Annotated in this window: 20 protein-coding genes, 1 pseudogene and 1 riboswitch; of the genes and pseudogenes, 4 read left to right on the forward strand and 17 right to left on the reverse strand. The window is 37.2% G+C overall.

What is annotated here, in order from left to right; translation table 11 throughout:
- Positions 1-2: 2 nt before the first annotated feature.
- The 8 genes and pseudogenes from AC6HVZ_RS11485 to ribE form a co-directional block, all read right to left on the reverse strand.
- Complete coding sequence (locus AC6HVZ_RS11485) at positions 3-1,880, reverse strand: ABC-F family ATP-binding cassette domain-containing protein (RefSeq protein WP_497558304.1); 1,878 nt, start codon at positions 1,878-1,880, stop codon at positions 3-5.
- A gap of 31 nt (positions 1,881-1,911) precedes the next feature.
- The gene (locus AC6HVZ_RS11490; protein WP_497558305.1) at positions 1,912-2,091 is read right to left on the reverse strand and encodes a hypothetical protein; all 180 of its coding nucleotides are present in this window, start codon (positions 2,089-2,091) and stop codon (positions 1,912-1,914) included.
- 124 nt (positions 2,092-2,215) lie between these two features.
- Positions 2,216-3,691, reverse strand: a complete 1,476-nt coding sequence (gene nagE / locus AC6HVZ_RS11495) for an N-acetylglucosamine-specific PTS transporter subunit IIBC (RefSeq protein ID WP_497558306.1) — start codon at positions 3,689-3,691, stop codon at positions 2,216-2,218.
- A 36-nt stretch (positions 3,692-3,727) separates the two neighbouring features.
- Positions 3,728-4,552: a PRD domain-containing protein gene (locus AC6HVZ_RS11500; protein ID WP_497558307.1), complete on the reverse strand. Its 825-nt coding sequence runs from the start codon at positions 4,550-4,552 to the stop codon at positions 3,728-3,730.
- 14 nt (positions 4,553-4,566) lie between these two features.
- Positions 4,567-5,064 (reverse strand): PTS sugar transporter subunit IIA, encoded by a 498-nt coding sequence (locus tag AC6HVZ_RS11505; RefSeq protein WP_497558308.1) that lies wholly within the window; start codon positions 5,062-5,064, stop codon positions 4,567-4,569.
- A 239-nt stretch (positions 5,065-5,303) separates the two neighbouring features.
- The gene (ribH, locus tag AC6HVZ_RS11510) at positions 5,304-5,777 is read right to left on the reverse strand and encodes a 6,7-dimethyl-8-ribityllumazine synthase (protein ID WP_497558309.1); all 474 of its coding nucleotides are present in this window, start codon (positions 5,775-5,777) and stop codon (positions 5,304-5,306) included.
- Between the two features lie 48 nt (positions 5,778-5,825).
- Positions 5,826-6,416 (reverse strand): annotated as a pseudogene (ribB, locus tag AC6HVZ_RS11515) (3,4-dihydroxy-2-butanone-4-phosphate synthase); the annotation flags it as partial.
- A 17-nt stretch (positions 6,417-6,433) separates the two neighbouring features.
- On the reverse strand, positions 6,434-7,084 hold the full coding sequence (gene ribE / locus AC6HVZ_RS11520; protein WP_497558310.1) for a riboflavin synthase: 651 nt from the start codon (positions 7,082-7,084) through the stop codon (positions 6,434-6,436).
- Between the two features lie 235 nt (positions 7,085-7,319).
- A riboswitch (FMN riboswitch) is annotated at positions 7,320-7,465 on the reverse strand.
- 310 nt (positions 7,466-7,775) lie between these two features.
- Here ribE and AC6HVZ_RS11525 point away from each other — a divergent pair.
- Positions 7,776-8,759, forward strand: coding sequence for a DmpA family aminopeptidase (locus tag AC6HVZ_RS11525; protein ID WP_497558311.1), 984 nt, complete (start codon positions 7,776-7,778; stop codon positions 8,757-8,759).
- 19 nt (positions 8,760-8,778) lie between these two features.
- On the opposite strand, the gene AC6HVZ_RS11530 is transcribed toward AC6HVZ_RS11525, so the two are convergent.
- From AC6HVZ_RS11530 to cyoE, 7 genes are all read right to left on the reverse strand, one after another.
- A complete protein-coding gene (locus AC6HVZ_RS11530; RefSeq protein ID WP_497558312.1) occupies positions 8,779-9,024 on the reverse strand; it encodes a hypothetical protein in 246 nt (81 codons plus the stop codon).
- An 18-nt stretch (positions 9,025-9,042) separates the two neighbouring features.
- A complete protein-coding gene (locus tag AC6HVZ_RS11535) occupies positions 9,043-9,702 on the reverse strand; it encodes a VC0807 family protein (protein ID WP_497558313.1) in 660 nt (219 codons plus the stop codon).
- On the reverse strand, positions 9,699-10,451 hold the full coding sequence (locus tag AC6HVZ_RS11540; protein WP_497558314.1) for a MerR family transcriptional regulator: 753 nt from the start codon (positions 10,449-10,451) through the stop codon (positions 9,699-9,701). Before AC6HVZ_RS11540 ends, AC6HVZ_RS11535 begins: the two co-directional genes overlap by 4 nt.
- A 70-nt stretch (positions 10,452-10,521) precedes the next feature.
- On the reverse strand, positions 10,522-11,442 hold the full coding sequence (locus tag AC6HVZ_RS11545; RefSeq protein WP_497558315.1) for an RluA family pseudouridine synthase: 921 nt from the start codon (positions 11,440-11,442) through the stop codon (positions 10,522-10,524).
- A gap of 95 nt (positions 11,443-11,537) precedes the next feature.
- Positions 11,538-11,768, reverse strand: coding sequence for an excisionase family DNA-binding protein (locus tag AC6HVZ_RS11550; RefSeq protein WP_497558316.1), 231 nt, complete (start codon positions 11,766-11,768; stop codon positions 11,538-11,540).
- Between the two features lie 104 nt (positions 11,769-11,872).
- Positions 11,873-12,154: a GNAT family N-acetyltransferase gene (locus AC6HVZ_RS11555; protein ID WP_497558317.1), complete on the reverse strand. Its 282-nt coding sequence runs from the start codon at positions 12,152-12,154 to the stop codon at positions 11,873-11,875.
- Positions 12,155-12,256: 102 nt separating this feature from the next.
- On the reverse strand, positions 12,257-13,186 hold the full coding sequence (gene cyoE / locus AC6HVZ_RS11560; RefSeq protein WP_497558318.1) for a heme o synthase: 930 nt from the start codon (positions 13,184-13,186) through the stop codon (positions 12,257-12,259).
- 300 nt (positions 13,187-13,486) lie between these two features.
- Between cyoE and AC6HVZ_RS11565 the strand changes: the two genes are divergently transcribed.
- From AC6HVZ_RS11565 to AC6HVZ_RS11575, 3 genes are all read left to right on the forward strand, one after another.
- Positions 13,487-14,281, forward strand: a complete 795-nt coding sequence (locus AC6HVZ_RS11565) for a basic amino acid ABC transporter substrate-binding protein (protein ID WP_497558319.1) — start codon at positions 13,487-13,489, stop codon at positions 14,279-14,281.
- Positions 14,282-14,368: 87 nt separating this feature from the next.
- Complete coding sequence (locus AC6HVZ_RS11570; RefSeq protein ID WP_497558320.1) at positions 14,369-15,055, forward strand: amino acid ABC transporter permease; 687 nt, start codon at positions 14,369-14,371, stop codon at positions 15,053-15,055.
- A 16-nt stretch (positions 15,056-15,071) separates the two neighbouring features.
- Positions 15,072-15,794 (forward strand): amino acid ABC transporter ATP-binding protein, encoded by a 723-nt coding sequence (locus AC6HVZ_RS11575; protein WP_497558321.1) that lies wholly within the window; start codon positions 15,072-15,074, stop codon positions 15,792-15,794.
- Between the two features lie 517 nt (positions 15,795-16,311).
- On the opposite strand, the gene AC6HVZ_RS11580 is transcribed toward AC6HVZ_RS11575, so the two are convergent.
- Together AC6HVZ_RS11580 and AC6HVZ_RS11585 are read right to left on the reverse strand one after the other, a co-directional pair.
- Positions 16,312-17,790: an alkaline phosphatase family protein gene (locus tag AC6HVZ_RS11580; RefSeq protein WP_497558322.1), complete on the reverse strand. Its 1,479-nt coding sequence runs from the start codon at positions 17,788-17,790 to the stop codon at positions 16,312-16,314.
- Between the two features lie 266 nt (positions 17,791-18,056).
- Complete coding sequence (locus AC6HVZ_RS11585) at positions 18,057-18,347, reverse strand: HesB/YadR/YfhF family protein (RefSeq protein ID WP_497558323.1); 291 nt, start codon at positions 18,345-18,347, stop codon at positions 18,057-18,059.
- Positions 18,348-18,709 lie beyond the last annotated feature (362 nt).

The raw sequence follows: 18,709 nt of genomic DNA on the forward strand, positions 1-18,709 counted from the left end.
AATTAGTTGCTTTCCATTTCTTCCACCAGCAATGAGAGTTCTTCCCAGCGCTCCATTTTTGCTTCTAATTCTGCTCCTAATTTTTGTTGTTTTCCGAACAGCTCCTGAACTTTTTCTGAATCACTGCCCGCTTCGACAATTGCTTCTTGCATTTTTTCTCTCTTTCCTTCCAATTCCATGATTACATCTTCTATACTTTCCCATTCCTTCTGTTCCTTATAAGATAACTTTTTCTTTTGCTTTATTGGTTTCTGATCCACTTTGACAGATTTCGTTTTTACCTTGGTATTTTTCAGGTGCTGCTCCATATATTCACTGTAATTTCCAAAAAACGTCTTTGTTTTACCTTCCCCAGTAAATACCAGTAAACGATCTACCACTCGATCTAAAAAGTAGCGATCGTGGGATATGGTGATGACAACACCCGGAAAATTATCCAAATATTCCTCCAAAACACTCAATGTCTGTGTATCCAGATCATTTGTTGGTTCATCTAAAAACAATACATTCGGTTCTGTCATTAAAACCTTCAGCAAATATAGCCGACGTCTTTCCCCACCCGATAGTTTTCGAATATAGGTCCACTGCTCGGCTCTCGAAAATAAAAACCGCTCAAGCATTTGTTCTGCAGTAATCACATCTCCATCAATTGTTTGAATAACTTCAGCAACCTCTTTTATATAATCAATGATCCGCATACTGCCATCCAGTTCTTCTTCCCCCTGTGTATAATAGCCAATTTTAACGGTTTCTCCAATTTCAATTTCACCTTGATCCGGTGGAATGCGCTCAGCCATTATGTTCAGTAATGTCGATTTACCGGAACCATTTGCACCAATAATTCCAAGCCTTTCATCAGGCACAATCAAATGACTGAAATCATGTAATACTGATTTTCCATCATAGGATTTTTCAATATTTTTTACTTCAATTACTTTTTTCCCAAGCCTTGCCGAGCCCACCTGGAATTCTACATTTTGCTTCTTTGTATCAAATGTCTTCTCCTTCATTTCCTCCACACGACCGATTCTTGCTTTTTGCTTTGTCGAGCGTGCTTTTGCGCCACGCTTTAGCCAGGCAAGCTCTCGTCGCAATGTATTATGATGTTTCAGTTCACTGCTAACTTCCAGTGCTTCACGCTCTGCTTTTTTCTCTAAGAAGATTTCATAATTACCTTCATAAATATATAGATTACCTTTATCCAGCTCATAAATTCGGTTTGTTACACGATTTAAAAAATACCTGTCATGTGTCACAAGCACAAAAGAACCTTTATATGTTTGCAGGTATTTTTCCAGCCATTCTACGGTTTCATTATCCAAATGGTTTGTTGGTTCATCAAGGATTAATAAATCTGCAGGCTGAATTAATGCTTTCGCAATAGCAACACGTTTTTTCTGACCACCTGAAAGCTCTGCCACCTGTTTATCAAAATCAGTGATACCTAATTTTGTTAGTACTGTTTTGGCAGTCGTATTTGCTTCCCATGCATCAAGTTCATCCATTTTTTGTTGTAATTTAAGCAATTCGGACTGTGCTTTATCATTTGTTGAATCACGTTGAAGCTTGAGAAGTGCACCTTCATATTCCCTCATCAGCTTCATCACAGCAGCTTCCCCAAAATAAATCTGCTCGATAACAGTTAAGCTCAGATCAAGCTGTGGATCCTGTGCTAAATATTCAATCTGATAATCTTTCGGATGTTTAACAATCCCTTTATCCGGAGATTCTATTCCGGCAATTGTTTTTAAAAAAGTAGACTTCCCTGTCCCATTTACACCGATTAAACCAATCCGTTCGCGATCAGCTATTGTACAATTTATTTCATTAAACAACACTTTTTCTCCATATGATTTATATAAATTTTCAACAGTAAGCATGTGCATGAACCTTCCTTAGAAAATAGTATCCTTATTTTTTTTGATCATCTTTACGAAACAATGCTTTCAATACAATAACAATTAAAAATAAGAACCAGGATGTAACAACATAGAAAATAACTTTATTTGCTTCGCTCATATCAGAAAGAAAGAACGCCATCCCTGTCCAGATTACAGCAATGATAATCAGTTGTGTTACTAAAAGTTTCATGTGTATTCCTCCGAATCAATAAAATTCCCCATCTCTCAGTTTATCCTACTACCATTTAATTTTCCATATAAAAAGCTGAGAATGTGCAGGATTACGCCTACATTCCCAGCTTGATTTTGCTTTATCATTTTTTTTGCTTGTGATGAATTTTATTGATCTCGTCCGCAACAAATTGTACGCTTGTTCCAACAATTACCTGTATACTATGCTTCCCAACAATATTAATACCTGGAACATTTGTGGATTTAATCTTGTCTTGGTCAACTGCATCCATATCTTTTACTTCAATTCGCAGGCGAGTTGTACAATTATCGATAGAAGTAACATTTTCCTGACCGCCAAGTCCTTCATAAATAGATTCACCCATTACTGCAAAACGATCTTTTCCTTTTGTTTCAGTCAATTCGCCTTCAACTGTTTCTTCATCAGCTAAATCTGCTGTTTCCTCTTCCCTTCCTGGTGTTGTAATGTTAAATTTAACGATTAAGAAACGGAATAAGAAATAATAAATCACCGCAAATACTAGACCTTGAACAATAAGCATATATGGCTGATTCGCCAATGGCAGTCTCATACTTAAAACAAAGTCAACTAACCCTGCACTAAAGCCAAATCCTGCTGTCCACTGGAAAAATGCAGCTATTGCCAAAGAAAAACCGGTTAATACAGCATGTACTACATAAAGTGCTGGAGCAACAAACATAAATGAGAATTCAAGTGGCTCTGTAACCCCTGTAAAGAATGCTGCCACACCTGCTGCAAGCATTAGGGATGCCACTTGCTTTCTCCTTTTCGTTTTAGCTGTGTGATACATGGCTAAAGCCGCTGCTGGCAGTCCAAACATCATAACAGGGAAGAATCCAGCCTGATACATTCCGGTAACACCTTTTTCACCAGTTCCTGCCCAGAAATTACCTATATCATTTATTCCAGCAACATCAAACCAAAACACAGAATTTAAAGCATGGTGCAATCCTGTTGGAATTAATAATCTATTAAAGAATCCGTATAAACCTGCACCGATAAATTCTAAGTTACTGATTGCAGTTCCAAATGAAACCAGACCAGAATATACAACTGGCCATACAAAGAATAATATAGCAGACATAACCAGCATAGACGCAGCAGTCATAATTGGGACAAGACGCTTCCCACTGAAGAATGCCAATGCATCCGGTAATTTCACTTCACTGTAGCGGTTATACATAACAGATGCAACGATACCAGAAAGTATTCCTATAAAGGCGTTATCAATATTTGCAAAGGCTGCATTTACGTTCTCCGGTTCCACTGATTGCAGCAATGCGACAGTATCTGTAGAGAGGAGTGTTGTTACTACTAGGAATCCAACAAGCCCAGCTAGTGCCGCAGCTCCATCTTTTGTTTTTGACATTCCCAAAGCCAGTCCAACAGCAAATAAAATCGGTATACTATCGATAATGGAAGAACCTGCTTTAATTAAGAATGCCGCAATGACATTTCCTTCTCCCCATCCAGATGGATCAATCCAATAGCCGATCCCCATTAATATTGCCGCAGCCGGTAATACAGCCACAGGCAGCATCAAGGAACGACCAATTCGCTGAAAATAAGTTTTCATCTCTTTTTCCTCCTAAAAATTTAAATTGATAGTAATTCAAGACTGCATACTTCTTAACCTTTCAATATGCAGTGTAATGTAACCTAACTCTTCTTCCGGAAGATTTATTCCATGTTTTGTCACAAGTTTGTCTGCTACCTTTTTTGCACAATTGTATGCAAGCGGAAATTTCATCTGCAGCATTTTGAACATCTCCTCATCCATGGTGTGAAGATCATTGGATTTAAGCCTCATAATAGCAAAGCGTAAATGAGTAATAAGACGCTCATATGCGATATCATCTTCATCTACTGTAATATCCAAAGAATCGTTAATCGCTTTCATCATATCCTTCAAAATAGAGGTTAACCGTACTATTTCATGTAAATCACCTCCCTGAATCTTCATTGCGTGAATATGAAGTGCAATAAACGCTGCTTCATCAACAGGCAACGTGATATGCAATCTTTCTTTTACATGCTGAATACTCCAAAGGCCAATTTCAAATTCCTTCTTGTACAATACCTTAACCTCTTGAAGCAGCTTGTTTTTCAAATGTATTCCCTTTTTCTCTCTTTCAATTGCAAAGGAAAGATGATCAGTAAGAGCAAGACGGATATGTTCATCCAGTTTTGTGTGCAGAAAATGTTCAGCGTACGCAATAATTTCTTCCGCTATCAAAATATGCTCTTCCGGAATGCGGGCAAATAATTGCTGCAGCTTTTGATTTTCCTTCAACACAAAAAGCTTTTCAATTTTGGCCATGTTCACCACATCATTTTTCCCTTTGTTAAAACCTACTCCACCTCCAATAGCGATCTTTTCTTCATGTTCATCCAAGACAACTACAGCATTATTATTTAAGATCTTGGTTATCTTCATTCAAGACACTTCCTCTATTCCGAGACAATCATTAGTGTAGTTTCCTTGCTTCTTGCTGTTTTGTCCACTGTCATCGTATATTTTTTATTACTATTCATGCTGTTGGTAATCACAATAGGAGTGACAATGCTTTTAGCATGCTCCTTAATATAATCCAAATCAGCCTCAACCAGCAGCTGTCCGACAGTTATTTTATCACCTGTCTTAACTGCTGTTTCAAAGCCCACTCCTTTTAATGCAACTGTCTCCAGGCCTATATGAATAAGGATTTCGGTGCCATCCTCCGCTTCAATCCCAATTGCATGCTTTGTTTCAGGAACTTGCACAACCTTACCATCAACTGGCGAATGAAATTTTCCATCTGTTGGTATCACCGCAATTCCTTCCCCCATCATTTTTTCACTGAATACCGGATCTGGAACGTCTTCAAGCGGGATAATATCTCCATTTACAGGTGCGACTAATTTCATATCTGAAGGTTGCTTGGACTTTTTGAAAAAATTAAAAGCCATTTTATCTCTCCTTAATTGTTTTTGATGATATTATTTGCATACCCTGTCTTTCTATAAGCGAATACACAAAAAAGACATGGAGGTATAGAAAATCCCTTCGCAGAATTTCCTTGCTACCACCATGCCTGATCTAACAGTAACATGTGATCTATATTCACTTCTAATTCTAAAGTACCAGAAGATATAAAATAAATCAATAGTCCTGCACTACATATTTTCGGTTAGGCTTATTCTTTCTTCTATAACATATCCATGTTTTTCACTATATTTGCCATTTCAATTGCTGATACAGCGGCTTCAGCTCCTTTATTCCCTGCTTTTGTTCCAGCACGTTCGATTGCCTGTTCGATTGTTTCTGTTGTTAACACACCAAAAATTACTGGCTTGCCTGAATGAGCAGCTGCGTTAGAAATACCCTTTGCTGCTTCGTTACAAACGTAATCAAAATGTGGCGTTGATCCTCTAATCACAGTTCCTAATGTAATTACAGCGTCATAGGCAGGGTTTACCGCCATTTTGTTGGCGATTAGTGGAATTTCAAAAGCTCCTGGAACCCAAGCAATATCAATATTCTCCTCGGCAACACCATGTCGTTTTAATGTATCTGTAGCCCCGTCCAACAATTTACTCGTAATAAAATTATTGAATCTCGCTACAACAATTCCTATTTTTAAATTCGTTCCAACTAAATTTCCTTCAAACACTTTTCCCATGCTATTTGTCTCCTTCATTTAATTATGGATTTTATGCGTTAATTCTTTCTGGTATTCAACTAATGATTCAATCGTAATCATTTTTAAGTTAAATTTTTTAGACATTTGCATTAAATCAGGCACACGGGCCATTGTTCCATCCTCTTTAATAATTTCACAAATTACACCCGATGGAAAAGCACCACTCAATTTTGCCAAGTCAACAGAAGCTTCCGTATGGCCACGTCTGCTCAAAACACCTCCAGCTTTAGCCACTAAAGGAAAGACATGCCCAGGTCGTTTGAAATCTGCTGGCTTCGCATTTGGATTTGTCAATGCCTGAATTGTTTTAGCGCGTTCATACGCACTAATACCTGTCGTTGTATCCATATGATCAATTGTGATTGTAAAAGCCGTACCTAATGGGTCTGTACTTTGATCAGTCATTAAGGACAGCCCCATTTTATCGGCATGGTCTGCTTGAATCGTTGTACAAACAAGTCCTTTTCCATAGGTGATCATAAAATTAATCATTTCGGGTGTCGCCTTTTCCGAAAGTGCCACAAGATCGCCCTCATTTTCTCTATTTTCGTCATCTATAACAATGATTGGTTTACCCATTTTTAAATCACTTATTGCTTCTTTGATTGTATAAAACATCTGATTTCCTCCTCTCATTACAAGAACCCATTATTTTGAAGAAATACTTTGCTCATTCCTTCTTTTTCCTGTGAATATGGTTTTTTAAGCATATTTTGAACATATTTTGCTAACATATCACATTCAATATTTACAACATCACCTTGACCTTTGTCACCAAGAATAGTTTCTGACACCGTATGTGGAATAAGTGAGATCGTAAATATATTTCGATCTATACTAAAAATAGTCAGGCTGATTCCGTCAACTGTAATGGATCCTTTATGCAATAAAAATCCCGCAAGCTCCTCAGGTATTTCGATATCATAGTAAATCGCATTTTCCTGTTTACGCTTCCCGGTAATTTTCCCTGTGCCATCGACATGACCAGAGACAAAATGCCCGCCAAACCTGCCGTTAGCAGCCATCGCTCTTTCCAAATTTACTTTTGAGCCTGTTTTCAATGTCTGTAATGACGTTGATTTAATCGTTTCCGGCATCGCATCTAAACTAAAAGTATCAGAAGTAAACTCCGTAACTGTCAAACAGATTCCATTTACCGAAATGCTGTCACCAATATTTATATCTTCTGTAACCTTTGTCGAATTAATTATCATTTCAACTGCATGATCTGAAACTTTTTGTATCTTTTTCACTGTGCCGATGTCTTCAATGATCCCAGTAAACATGCGCCTCTTCCTTTCTTATATTAATAATTCCTTGAACTTCCTCCTCCCTTTAGTAAATATCAAAAAGCCCCTGAATTGGCTTCAGAGGCATAAGGCTAGAATTTTATATTGCAAGCAATAGATTGAAAATAGGTATATTAAAATAAAGTATTAGAACTTATGCAGTATGAAAGTAGTGATACTTTCTTACATGCAAAAAAAAAAAACAGTTATCCTATTAAAAAATGCTTGCCTAAAATTCCTTCTCCCATCCAGACTATAACTGTCGGCTCTGGAGTTTCACCAGATCCACCGCTTGGTTTAAAACCGCACGGGTCACGGACTAAGAAGCATTGCTTCAACACCGTCGATTGGGAATTTCACCCGACCCCGAAGGAAATTCAAATATGAAATTGTATCTTTGTTATATCGCATATAAAAAAAAAGTGCAAATGTTAAGATTTGGATATTATTACCGGTTGATTCCACCTACTATGACAACACAGTATTTTATCACGCATTAACGGGCTGTATTACCCCCACCTCCAAGCGTGAGAAATCCCAAACGTGAAGGTGGGGGAGGAAGGGACCCCACAAATGAAGTTTCACTTTATATCTATATCCTTTATTTGCTAAACTTTATTATGTACAATTAAACTAATCAAAAATGTGACCATTAATAACTACATATCTCTAGAAAGGATTGTTCAATATGCTGCAAAAAGGAATAGCTAATTGTATCACCGATGTCAAAGGCGTTACGGTCGGCCATGTCACTTTATATGAAAAAATTGATGAGGAAAATACAATTTGTACAGGAGTTACAGCAATCCTCCCACATGGGGAAAATCTTTTTAATAAAAAAGCTCGTGCAGGCAGCACTGTCATCAATGGATATGGTAAAACAACTGGACTTGTACAAATAGAAGAGCTGGGGCTATTGGAAGCACCAATCATGCTGACAAATACCTTTAGTGTAGGATCCGTCCTACAGGGAACATTGCAATATATGATGGATACTACGAAGGAAATTGGTGATACAACAAGCTCGATTAATATAGTTGTAGGGGAATGCAATGACAGCTATTTGAACACTGTTCGTCAGCAAGCAGTAACACCTGAACATGCCATTCAAGCAATTAAAAATGCTACGGGTGATCCTGTCGAAGAAGGAGCTGTGGGAGCCGGAAAAGGAATGGTTTGCTTTAACTACAAAGGTGGAATTGGAACAGCTTCACGTGTCATAACCTCAGGAAAGGAAAATTACACCGTTGGCTGCCTTGTCCTGAGCAATTTTGGGAAAAGAGAAGAAGCACTATTTACTGATTTTGATAAAATAAAAATAGATACACCGGATGGTTCAATCATGATGATCATTGCAACAGATGCACCACTTTATGACCGACAGCTAAAACGTCTTGCAAAGCGCTGTACAGCTGGGCTTGGACGAACTGGAAGTCACATTGATAATGGCAGTGGGGACATAGCCATAGCATTTTCAACTGCCAATCCCTATGAACATCATGCGAAAACACCCATGCAGTATGGAAATTATCTGCGTGATGACCACCCTGTAATGAATCAATTATTTCAAGCTGTTATTGAGACAACAGAAGAAGCGATTATCAATTCGTTAAAAAATGCAGAAACTACGGAAGGCAGAAAAGGTAGAGTTGTGGAAAAGGCTCCATTTTAAAGATGAGTGGAATTTCCGCTCATCCTTTAGCTATTTTCTTAAATACCTTTATTACAGCCATAGCCACGCAGAATGAGATGATCACAAAGGGGATAACAAGAACTGGATCGGTGTTCCCAAATTCTATTTTGCCTGAAAAAACTGACCCTGTTTCCATCACCTTCTGAATATCCGGGGTATAAAACAAGGTAGAAACAAAGCCGGTTCCAATTTGCAAAAGGAAATAAACCCCGATAAAAATGATCGTAAAACCTATGTATTTCAACATGCATATTCCCTTTCTTTAATCTGTATCATTATTGACTGCTGCACCAGGTTGCAATTGATTCTGTCCTTTGAGATAATTATTTATTTTAATATAAATCAACAGAAAACCCAAGGCAATCAATATACTAAACGTCCACCCGCTTATATTCATATAGATAAGCATTTTTCCATAGCTATCTGCACCATATGTAAGGATGAGCCAGCCTTTTAGTCCATTTTGGAAAATTCCACGGACGACAAATAGCAATGTCAACAGCTGATACCATTTAAAAATTCCCTTCGTCTGGAACAATCTTTTACTATCTTCTCGTGGATATCCTTGTATATATGCCCAATCGACAGAAAAATAGAGTGCTAATGGCTTTCTAAATAATATTGATAATAAATAGACAATAACATAACCAAAACCTAAATAAACCTGATTCCATAGCATATTTTCAGCTGAAGATGATAATAAATTTACAGTTGTACTAATGAATAGCGAACCAATGATAAATATTCCAGCTATATTAAACTGTTTTTCCATTATAAATCGGTAAATCGTATAAATAAATCCGGGAACTGTTGATAAAAGGATTGCAAGATAATCCCCAAGTGGTTCTCTTCCATGGGTCCAGATCAAATAGGGAATTGCCGCATAGCAAATTAAATCCAGAAAAACAAGCTTTCTATTCATCGGCTTTCACCTGCTTGTCCATGGGTGAAATAATATTCATAAGCCTTTCTCATAAAATCGATAATTTCCGGATCAAATTCGTACAAACCCAAATTTTCTTTCTTTTCCCAATTAAGATGCCAAACTTTTTGAGAAAGTTTTTGATCGCCTTTGAACAGGTGATCTACCAGGTCCATCCACCTTTTCGCCAAATGCTGGGCAACTTGTGACGAGGGTTCCTTATGAATATGCAATCGTATATCATTTATAAGTGCTGTCCATTTTTCAACTTCCTCATGATTCTTACCAATTTGTGGAAGATCATTCAAAATATCCTGCTCTTCTTCGGTAAAATACTTGTTCCAGTTCGCTATTATTTTCTGTTTGTCACTTTTTGCATCGGTAAATGTATTGAAAATAGCTTGCCAGTCATCATCCCTATTTAATTCCATCAGCTGTATGATTGCCTGTATTTTTTCCTTTGATTTTTGAAGCTGTTTTTCTTCCGCTTGGATGACTTCCAATCTTATTTGCAGTAAATCTTTGGCGGATTTTATTTGATCTGCCAGTATTTCGTGAATGGTCTCCAGTTCAAATCCCAGTTCTTTTAAAAATATGATATTATGCAGCTTGGAAACAGCTTCATTATCATAATAACGACGTCCACCCTCACCGATACTAGTAGGTGGTAATAGCCCGATCTCATCATAATATCTCAATGCTCGAATCGTTACATTACTTAGTTTAGAAAGCTTTCCTATTGAATACATGAAACAACCTCCCCCATGAATGATTATTTTCATTATACAGGGTTACGTTACGAGAGATGCAACTACTTTTTCAATTTTTCTCCAATTTTGATTTTGCCAAAAATGATTTCGGCACATCTGCTTTAAAAAGTAATAACTGTTCTGTCGTCGGGTGGTTAAATGACAATACCTTCGCATGCAATCCCAGTCTGCCGATTTCTTTTGTCTTTGAGCCATATTTTTTATCACCAACGACCGGATAGCCTAAATCCTGCATATGGACACGAATTTGGTTTTTTCGCCCTGTCTCAAGCTGTACTTCAAGTAAGGAATAATCTTGGTTGGATTGGATAACTTTATAGCGGGTGACCGCATGCAGACCATCATTTTTCGTTTGGCTTGAATACACTAAATGGGTTTTACTTTCACGTAGCCATGACGAGATATAGCCTTTTTCCTTGGCAACTTTTCCCTCTACAAGTGCAGCATAGGATCGTTCTTTTACAATCGTCTTCCAATTATTTTGCAAGGTGCGCTTTACCTGCTCACTTTTAGCAAACATCATCACCCCTGACGTATCTTTATCCAAACGATGAACAACAAAAATTCTGTTTTGTGGATTCTCTAGTCTGACATATTCCATCAATTGATGATGTGCCGTTTGCCTTTTTTCCTTTTCTGTAGCTATGGACAGCAAGCCAGCCTCTTTATTGATTACAATGATATCGTCATCCTCATATAAAATAGACATGCCGATTAAAGCATTTTCTTTTACAGCAGCTTTATTTTTCAAAATCGTAACAGTCTGACCCGCCTGCAATGGATAATTATGTTTTGTTTCAATATGATCATCCACGGTTACCTGTCCACGTGTAAGGATGGATTTCACTGAATTACGGCTGCGATTGGACATAGCTTCCTGTAAAAAAGGCAGTAATTCCTGCTGCTTTCTGACTGTATATATGAGCGAATTCGCTTGCTTCTTGTTTCTTGTATTGTGTTTTTTAGACATGTTTATCTCCTTCACCTAAAAAAATGTTAAGTTAACTGGTCTTTTAATAATGACAGCTTTCCTTAACATTAAAGTTAAATTATCCTGATTGCAACCTAATCCTCATCCTTTACATCAATATCTTCGGGAATCGGTTCATTTAGATATTCCTGGATCATTCTTTGATATTTTTCTACTTGTTCCAAATGCGTGGTAAATTGTTCTTTATTAATTAAACACTGCTCTCCATCATGAATGGCACGAATGCGTCCCTGCAGTACAAGGGCTTTGATTTTGTATGCTTCGATGGATAAATATTCAGCAGTTTCCTGGATGGTTAGATACATGATATTTTAATCTCCCTGTAATTATTCCCTTTTATAATTTTTTAGTAAATACAAAAAAATCAGAACCTCCCTATTTGAGATATCCTGATTTTTACATTAGTATACTATTTCTGCTCCAGCACATCATGAAATGCTGGGATGTTCTCTAATTTCCTTTTTGCATACGGACATAAAGGGTGGATTTTTTTCCCTTTCTCCCTGGCGTATACAACCACCTGTTCAACTAACTTACCGGCAATCCCTTGACCTCGAAGCTCGTCCGACACATAGGTATGATCAATAACCAATCGATTATCCCCGTTTTCTACAAATGTAATTTCTGCTAATGGATCCTTTATATCATCCCCAACGTAAAATTTACTTGCTCCTTTATTGATTGTAGCCATTGTGTGCCTCCATTTTTTTAATAAACATCCTAAATATCCGTATATTCTGATACAATTATATCACTTTATATTATTTTTGGACATACTTCTTTCAGAATACCGTTACTTAGGTATTGTTACAATGATCGTCAATATAAACAATATCGTTAAATAATTTACAGAGTAAAGAAAATTCATATGGGCCCATTTCCAGTTTTTCTCGGTAAAAAACCCCGCCAAACCGAGGATTAACCAACCGACATTGAGGATTGTAATAATGACGATAAATGTAGTGCCGAGTGCTGATAAAAAGAATGGTAAAGGAAGCAGACTTGCGACATAAACCACCATTTGGCGTTTTGTTACATTTATTCCATATACAACGGGAAGCATCGCAACACCCGCCGCTTTATATTCTTTATATTTTTTAATCGCAATTGCAAATGTATGCGGCATTTGCCAAATAAATAAAATTAAAAATAAAACAATTGGCACCACATGATAAGCAGAATCAATTGCTGCCCAGCCAATTAAAGGAGTTACTGCACCGGAAAGACTACCAATTACTGTATTAAGTGTATACCTTCGTTTAGACCACATTGTATACAAAATAACATAAATAAACCAGCCAATAAATGCATAAATAACCGTTTCAAATGTGATAAAAAATAATAGAATAAAGCCAAGAATTGTAGTAATAATTCCCGTTGCTAAAACGGTTTTTAGTGAAAAATTACCAGTTACTGTAGGACGAAGCTTCGTTCGATCCATGACAGTATCGATATCAACATCGTACCAGTTATTAAGAATAAGTGCACCTGCCATGACGAGTGTACTTCCTACAATAGTTAGTAAAAATTCCTCCCAATGATCAATAAAGGAAGAATTGGTAAAATAAAGTGCCAGCCAGAATCCGGCAAAGACAGGCAATACGTTTAGGATTAAAACTCTTGCTTTAAATAGTGAGATAAGATCAGCAATCAGCGTTGTATTTGGCATAGTAATAGACTCGTTACCCCCCTTTTGTGAAGCGGGTTTTTCTTTGTTTCTCATTATATATCCTCCATCAATGTTAGATAAAACACAGTTGAAATCTAGTATATTTTATAATAAATCCATGATAATTATATCATGGAATACCGTTACATTCTAATGTAGAAGCCATACACCTTTTTCCACAGAATTCTTTCTATGTTTCTCCATTTAAAAATATACTAGTACAATTTTATCATAATTTTATTGCAATCTATTATTTACTTGTTTATAATTATAATAATCATCAGAAGTGTTAAAAAATTCACTCACCGGTGATGATTATTAGTAAAGAACCTAATAGAGGGGGAAGGGTTTGCGATGAAGAAAATACGTTTTTGGTCAGTTGGGATTCTATTATTAAGTTTAAGTTTGCTATTGTTTGCCTGTGGTGAGGATTCCAATACAGCATCCTCAGAGGAGGGAGATTCAGCTGACGGTAATCAAAAACTGGTAGTTGGAACAGATGCGACATATGCACCGATGGAGTATATGGATGAAGACGGAAATATTGTCGGTATCGATATCGATATTGTGAAAGCGATTGCAGATGCAGCCGGCTTTGAAGTGGAATTTAAAAATATTGGCTGGGAGCCGTTATTTCCTGCGGTAGACAACGAAGAAGTCGATTTTGCGGTGTCATCCATTACGATTACGGATGAACGAAAGGAATCCTTTGATTTCACAGACCCATATTATGTAGCAAATCAAGTCATTCTCGTACCTGAAGATACAGATATCACAGAATATGCCGACCTTGAGGATAAACGGGTATCTGTTCAAATCAATACAACAGGACATATCGTTGTAAAGGATTTACTGGGTAATACCAGTGCTAATATTGTCGCAGCTGAAACAATGCCTTTTGCTATAGAAGAAATGCTAAACGGCAATGCCGATGCCGCTGTAGGGGATAATTCTGTTGTTAATGAGTACACAAAAAATAATCCAAATGTGGAATTAAAAGTAATTGAAGACGATAGCTTTGAAAAGGAATTTTATGGATTAATGGTTAAACAAGGAAACACGGAAGTCATGGATTTATTAAATGAAGGTATTCAAACAATAAAGGATAATGGAAAATTAAAGGAGATTACCGGTTTTGATGTGGAGTAATCAGATGGTATTCACACACACCATAAATTAGGCTTACTTTCCATTCAGGAGGTGACAACCATCGATTTCTTAGATATACGGTTTGATATGATTTGGAACTATAAAGAACTTTTTATTCGTGGGATATGGGTTACTCTCGGACTGACTGCAATTGGCTACTTTGGCGGAATTATACTTGGTTTGTTCCTTGGAATGGGAAAACTGTCCAAGCGGAAATGGATCTACTACCCTTGTAAATACTATGTTGACTTTTTCCGTGGTACCCCATTGCTTGTGCAGATTTTACTTATTCACCTTGCAGTAATTCCTTCTATTTTTGGTCATTCTCTCGGTTATTTCATATCCGGAGCCACTGCACTAATGCTTAATTGTGGAGCCTATAACGCAGAAATCATCCGGGCAGGAATCCAGTCGATTGAAAAAGGACAAATGGAAGCAGCGAGATCCCTTGGTATGCCAAGTCGAGTTGCAATGAAGAACATCATATTGCCTCAAGCCTTTAGACGAATGGTTCCACCACTGGGAAATGAATTAATCGCATTATTGAAGGATTCATCCTTAGTTACGGTTATTGCCGCAAATGACTTGCTGTACGCAGGCAAGGTTGTTGCAGGAGCATATTCGCGGTTCTGGGAGCCGTATATTACGGTCGCTATTCTATACTTATTGCTCACATTTGTATTTACGAAGGTCATAGCATATATAGAGAAACGCTTTAGCAATAGTTATGTTCCTTCACAAAGAAGACGAATATTCACATTCGGTCGTTCGTAGATAGGAAGGGGAACAGATGATTAAAATTGAAGGACTGCATAAATCATTTGGTCAGTTGAAAGTGTTAAAAGGAATTGATTATGAAGTAAAAGAAAAGGAAATCATTTGTGTCATTGGACCAAGTGGATCTGGAAAGAGTACTTTCCTCCGATGTATAAATTTACTGGAGGATATTACTGATGGTGCTATTTTTATCAATGGTGTAAAGGTAAATGATCCAGGTACGGATATCAATGAAATTCGTAAAGAGGTAGGTATGGTGTTTCAGCAATTTAATTTATTCCCCCATATGAACGTGCTGAACAATATAACCATTTCTCCAAAAAAAATTAGAAAAATGGATCCAAAAGAAGCGGATCATCTAGCAATTGAATTACTTGAAAAGGTTGGTCTTGCTGATAAAGCTAAAGCCTATCCGGAGCAATTGTCAGGTGGGCAAATGCAGCGGGTGGCAATTGCAAGAGCACTCGCAATGCAGCCGAAGATCATGTTATTTGATGAGCCGACCTCCGCACTTGACCCGGAAATGGTTAAAGAAGTGCTGGATGTCATGAAACAGCTTGCTTTTGATGGAATGACAATGGTTGTCGTAACACATGAAATGGGATTTGCAAAAGAAATGGGAGATAGAGTATTGTTTATGGACGAGGGGAAGCTTGTGGAGGAAGGAACACCGGATACTATATTTAATAAATCTACAAATGAGCGGACGAAGGCATTTTTGAGTAAGGTTTTGTAGTCAGTCACTAATAAAACTGGTTTGGCATCATACCCCAAACCAGAATTTTCTTTAATCTCAACTATTTTCAATATGACAATCTCTGCTTGAAATTTTGGATCTTTCACAACGTACGGGGAAAATAATAGGTTTGTTTCTTTAAATACACATTACACCGGTTCCGAATAAACCAACTGATCCAACCTTCCCCGCAAAATGGGATTGAACCGAAATTTTTATACAATCCAAACAGGCTTTCAGCAGCAAATAAAATACCTAATAGTAAGTAAAGTGATGCTCTATCCATGGCATTAAAGTCTACAATTGATGAAATGATTAAACCTAATGCGAAAATAAGGATAATCTATTGGAAACTCAGCTTAAGTTTTCTGTATTCTTTAGTCTTATCCATCGTTTTTCACCTCGTATACTTTTCTCTTTTAAAAACGATGCATCGGTATTACTAACATTTTTTTAAACAGCATCATTCTACGTCATCACTTTGAAAGTAAACGATGCCTCTCAGTTCATTTTTTGACTACTTATTTGATTGAAGAACCAACCGCAATATCAGCTCTTTCAAATCAACAAGGCGCGGAAAAATTGGTTTAGCGGAAGTACCTGCAATTATTAAAGGTACAAGTGATTCTTGTTTGTGCAATGAACCGTGCGCTGCTCCTGCAAGATGGTATGGCGTAGATTGAGCTTTAAAATCACAGCCTGGTTTGGCATTAACCACAATGAAACGACCTGAATGGGAGTGAAGCGCTCCATACACCCGCGCTAACGCATCTGGATAATCCCCATAGACAAGCGTTTTGTCCTTTGACAGGTTCAAATCCAGTAGCTTAAAATCCCCTTCCACCTTCCAAGACTGATTATATACATCCATATACTCTCCGTTCGGGCAAAAGCGCAAGTTATCTTCTTGCAAGCCGGATTCAATGTGAATAAAGTCTTCATTCTTCCATGCAAGGATATCAATCCGCCGATCCTTTTTTAGCCGTTCAACAACTGTGGACATTGGAAGTTGTTTATCCAGCACGTAAATATAGGCCATCCGCTGGTTTACACTTAGAACGATTTGATCTTTTTTATGAATAGGACGGTTGATTCGTGCAATACGGAATTTTTTTAGTATTTTTCGTAAATCAATGACAACGTTTCGATAACTGCTACCTGTTGGGGAATGACCATTATCCCCCATAACCATCCATATATTTCGCTTCAAAGCTTCTTCCCAGCTTGAATACAAGTTTAATGTTTTTTGAATCTCTTTATCAATCCTGGTGATCCCTTTTAAATCAGTCGGTCCTTTAAAATGTAAACGAGTATCCATATCCTGGAATATACAAAAAGTAAATGCTGGCAGCTTCTTTTTACGAATTAAATACCGAAGTTCCCTGGCTGTGTATTTATAATTTCCAGCTGCAATTTGGGTTGGTAAACTCCAAGAACGTAATTTTGAAAAAGTCCCTAACGAAAAGATAGAAGTAGCTTTGGCTGTCCACTTACCGTCGTCAAAATAAGTTAATGCACTAAATAACCGTGGAACCTGAAGCCTTCTCGGACTATTTCCTCGATAGACAAAGGAATTAATGGAAGCAGAAGCAATACCCCTATCAGCCAATTCCTCATAAATAGTAGTAACTTCACCACTTAAATGCTCATTATTTAATCGATAAAGCATATTATGAACCGTTCGCCGCATCCCTAACCTAAAGGTTTCCCTAAAACCCGTTCCATAGTTAATGATTTTTTTTTCGGAATCATGGAACCAGTTTAGTCCCGGTATATGATGTTTGTTAGCATAAGTGCCTGTTAATAGACTGCTGTCAATTGTTACCGACATTGTGGGGAATGAACTGACCACATTAGAAAAATAAGTACCATTTTCCATCAAAAATTGTAAGGCAGGAGCACGTCCGGTTTGGACAGCTATTTCAAGTGGTTCTGGCATCAATGAATCAATATTTAATAAAATTACTGGCTTTTTTATTTGCAGGTTCTGATTCAAATCGTTTTCATCCTCGCTTGTTTAGAAGTATCCAATTCAATAACTTTTATGTCGTGATAAGTTAATTGTAGTAGCAAAAAAGTGTTTATGGATACTATTTACTAATTAGAGAGGTATAATACAGCAAAATGTATACCGAAAAAATAGCAGCATAGCTCATCGTTTAAATCTGACACCATTTATTTAAAAGGCCACAGCGAAAAACCACTGTGGCTGGCAAAAAAATTATATTATCTACTCTTTTCTTAAAAACACATACTAGCTGTTTACTTCTCAATAAAAATATATTCTACTTCAGCTTCTCCCATGTCAACCTTCAGATTATAGTCATCCAAAAACCATGCATCCTTTTCATCAAAATAAAAGGTTATCCCTTTTACTTCAGTGTTAATGCCGATTCTTCCCGTATCCCCAACCGAAATCCCCAGGAAATAATTCGAATGAGCCGTTGGAATACCACCGTATATTTTAGGGAAAAATTGGATGAAACTTCCTGATTCCAAGCCCATTTCTTCTATATACCAATCTGCAGCTTCATTAGTAACTTCTAATTTCATATCAACACACCTCATCCGTTCAGATTTTTCACTCGAATTTCTCCAATTATAACATGCTTTCCCTGAAAACTTCAGTAATACACCACATGTACCGTTCATCACAACTTACTTGAATTACGATGGAGATCAAACCACTGATCATTGTTGATTTTAAAATAGTCTCTAGTAAATCAGCGTTTGAATTGTATGGTAAAATAAAAATTGCTGAAAGATGAACCTTCTTCATTAATATGAGATATTACTGAACAAAAAATTACATAGAAAAAGACATTTTAGGGAGTGATATACAAATGGAAAGTAGAGTAGGAGGAGGGATTTCGCCCTCCGACCTCTCATCAAACCGTACGTGCAGATTTCCCGCA

This window comes from Oceanobacillus sp. NCCP-135 (assembly GCF_059698015.1).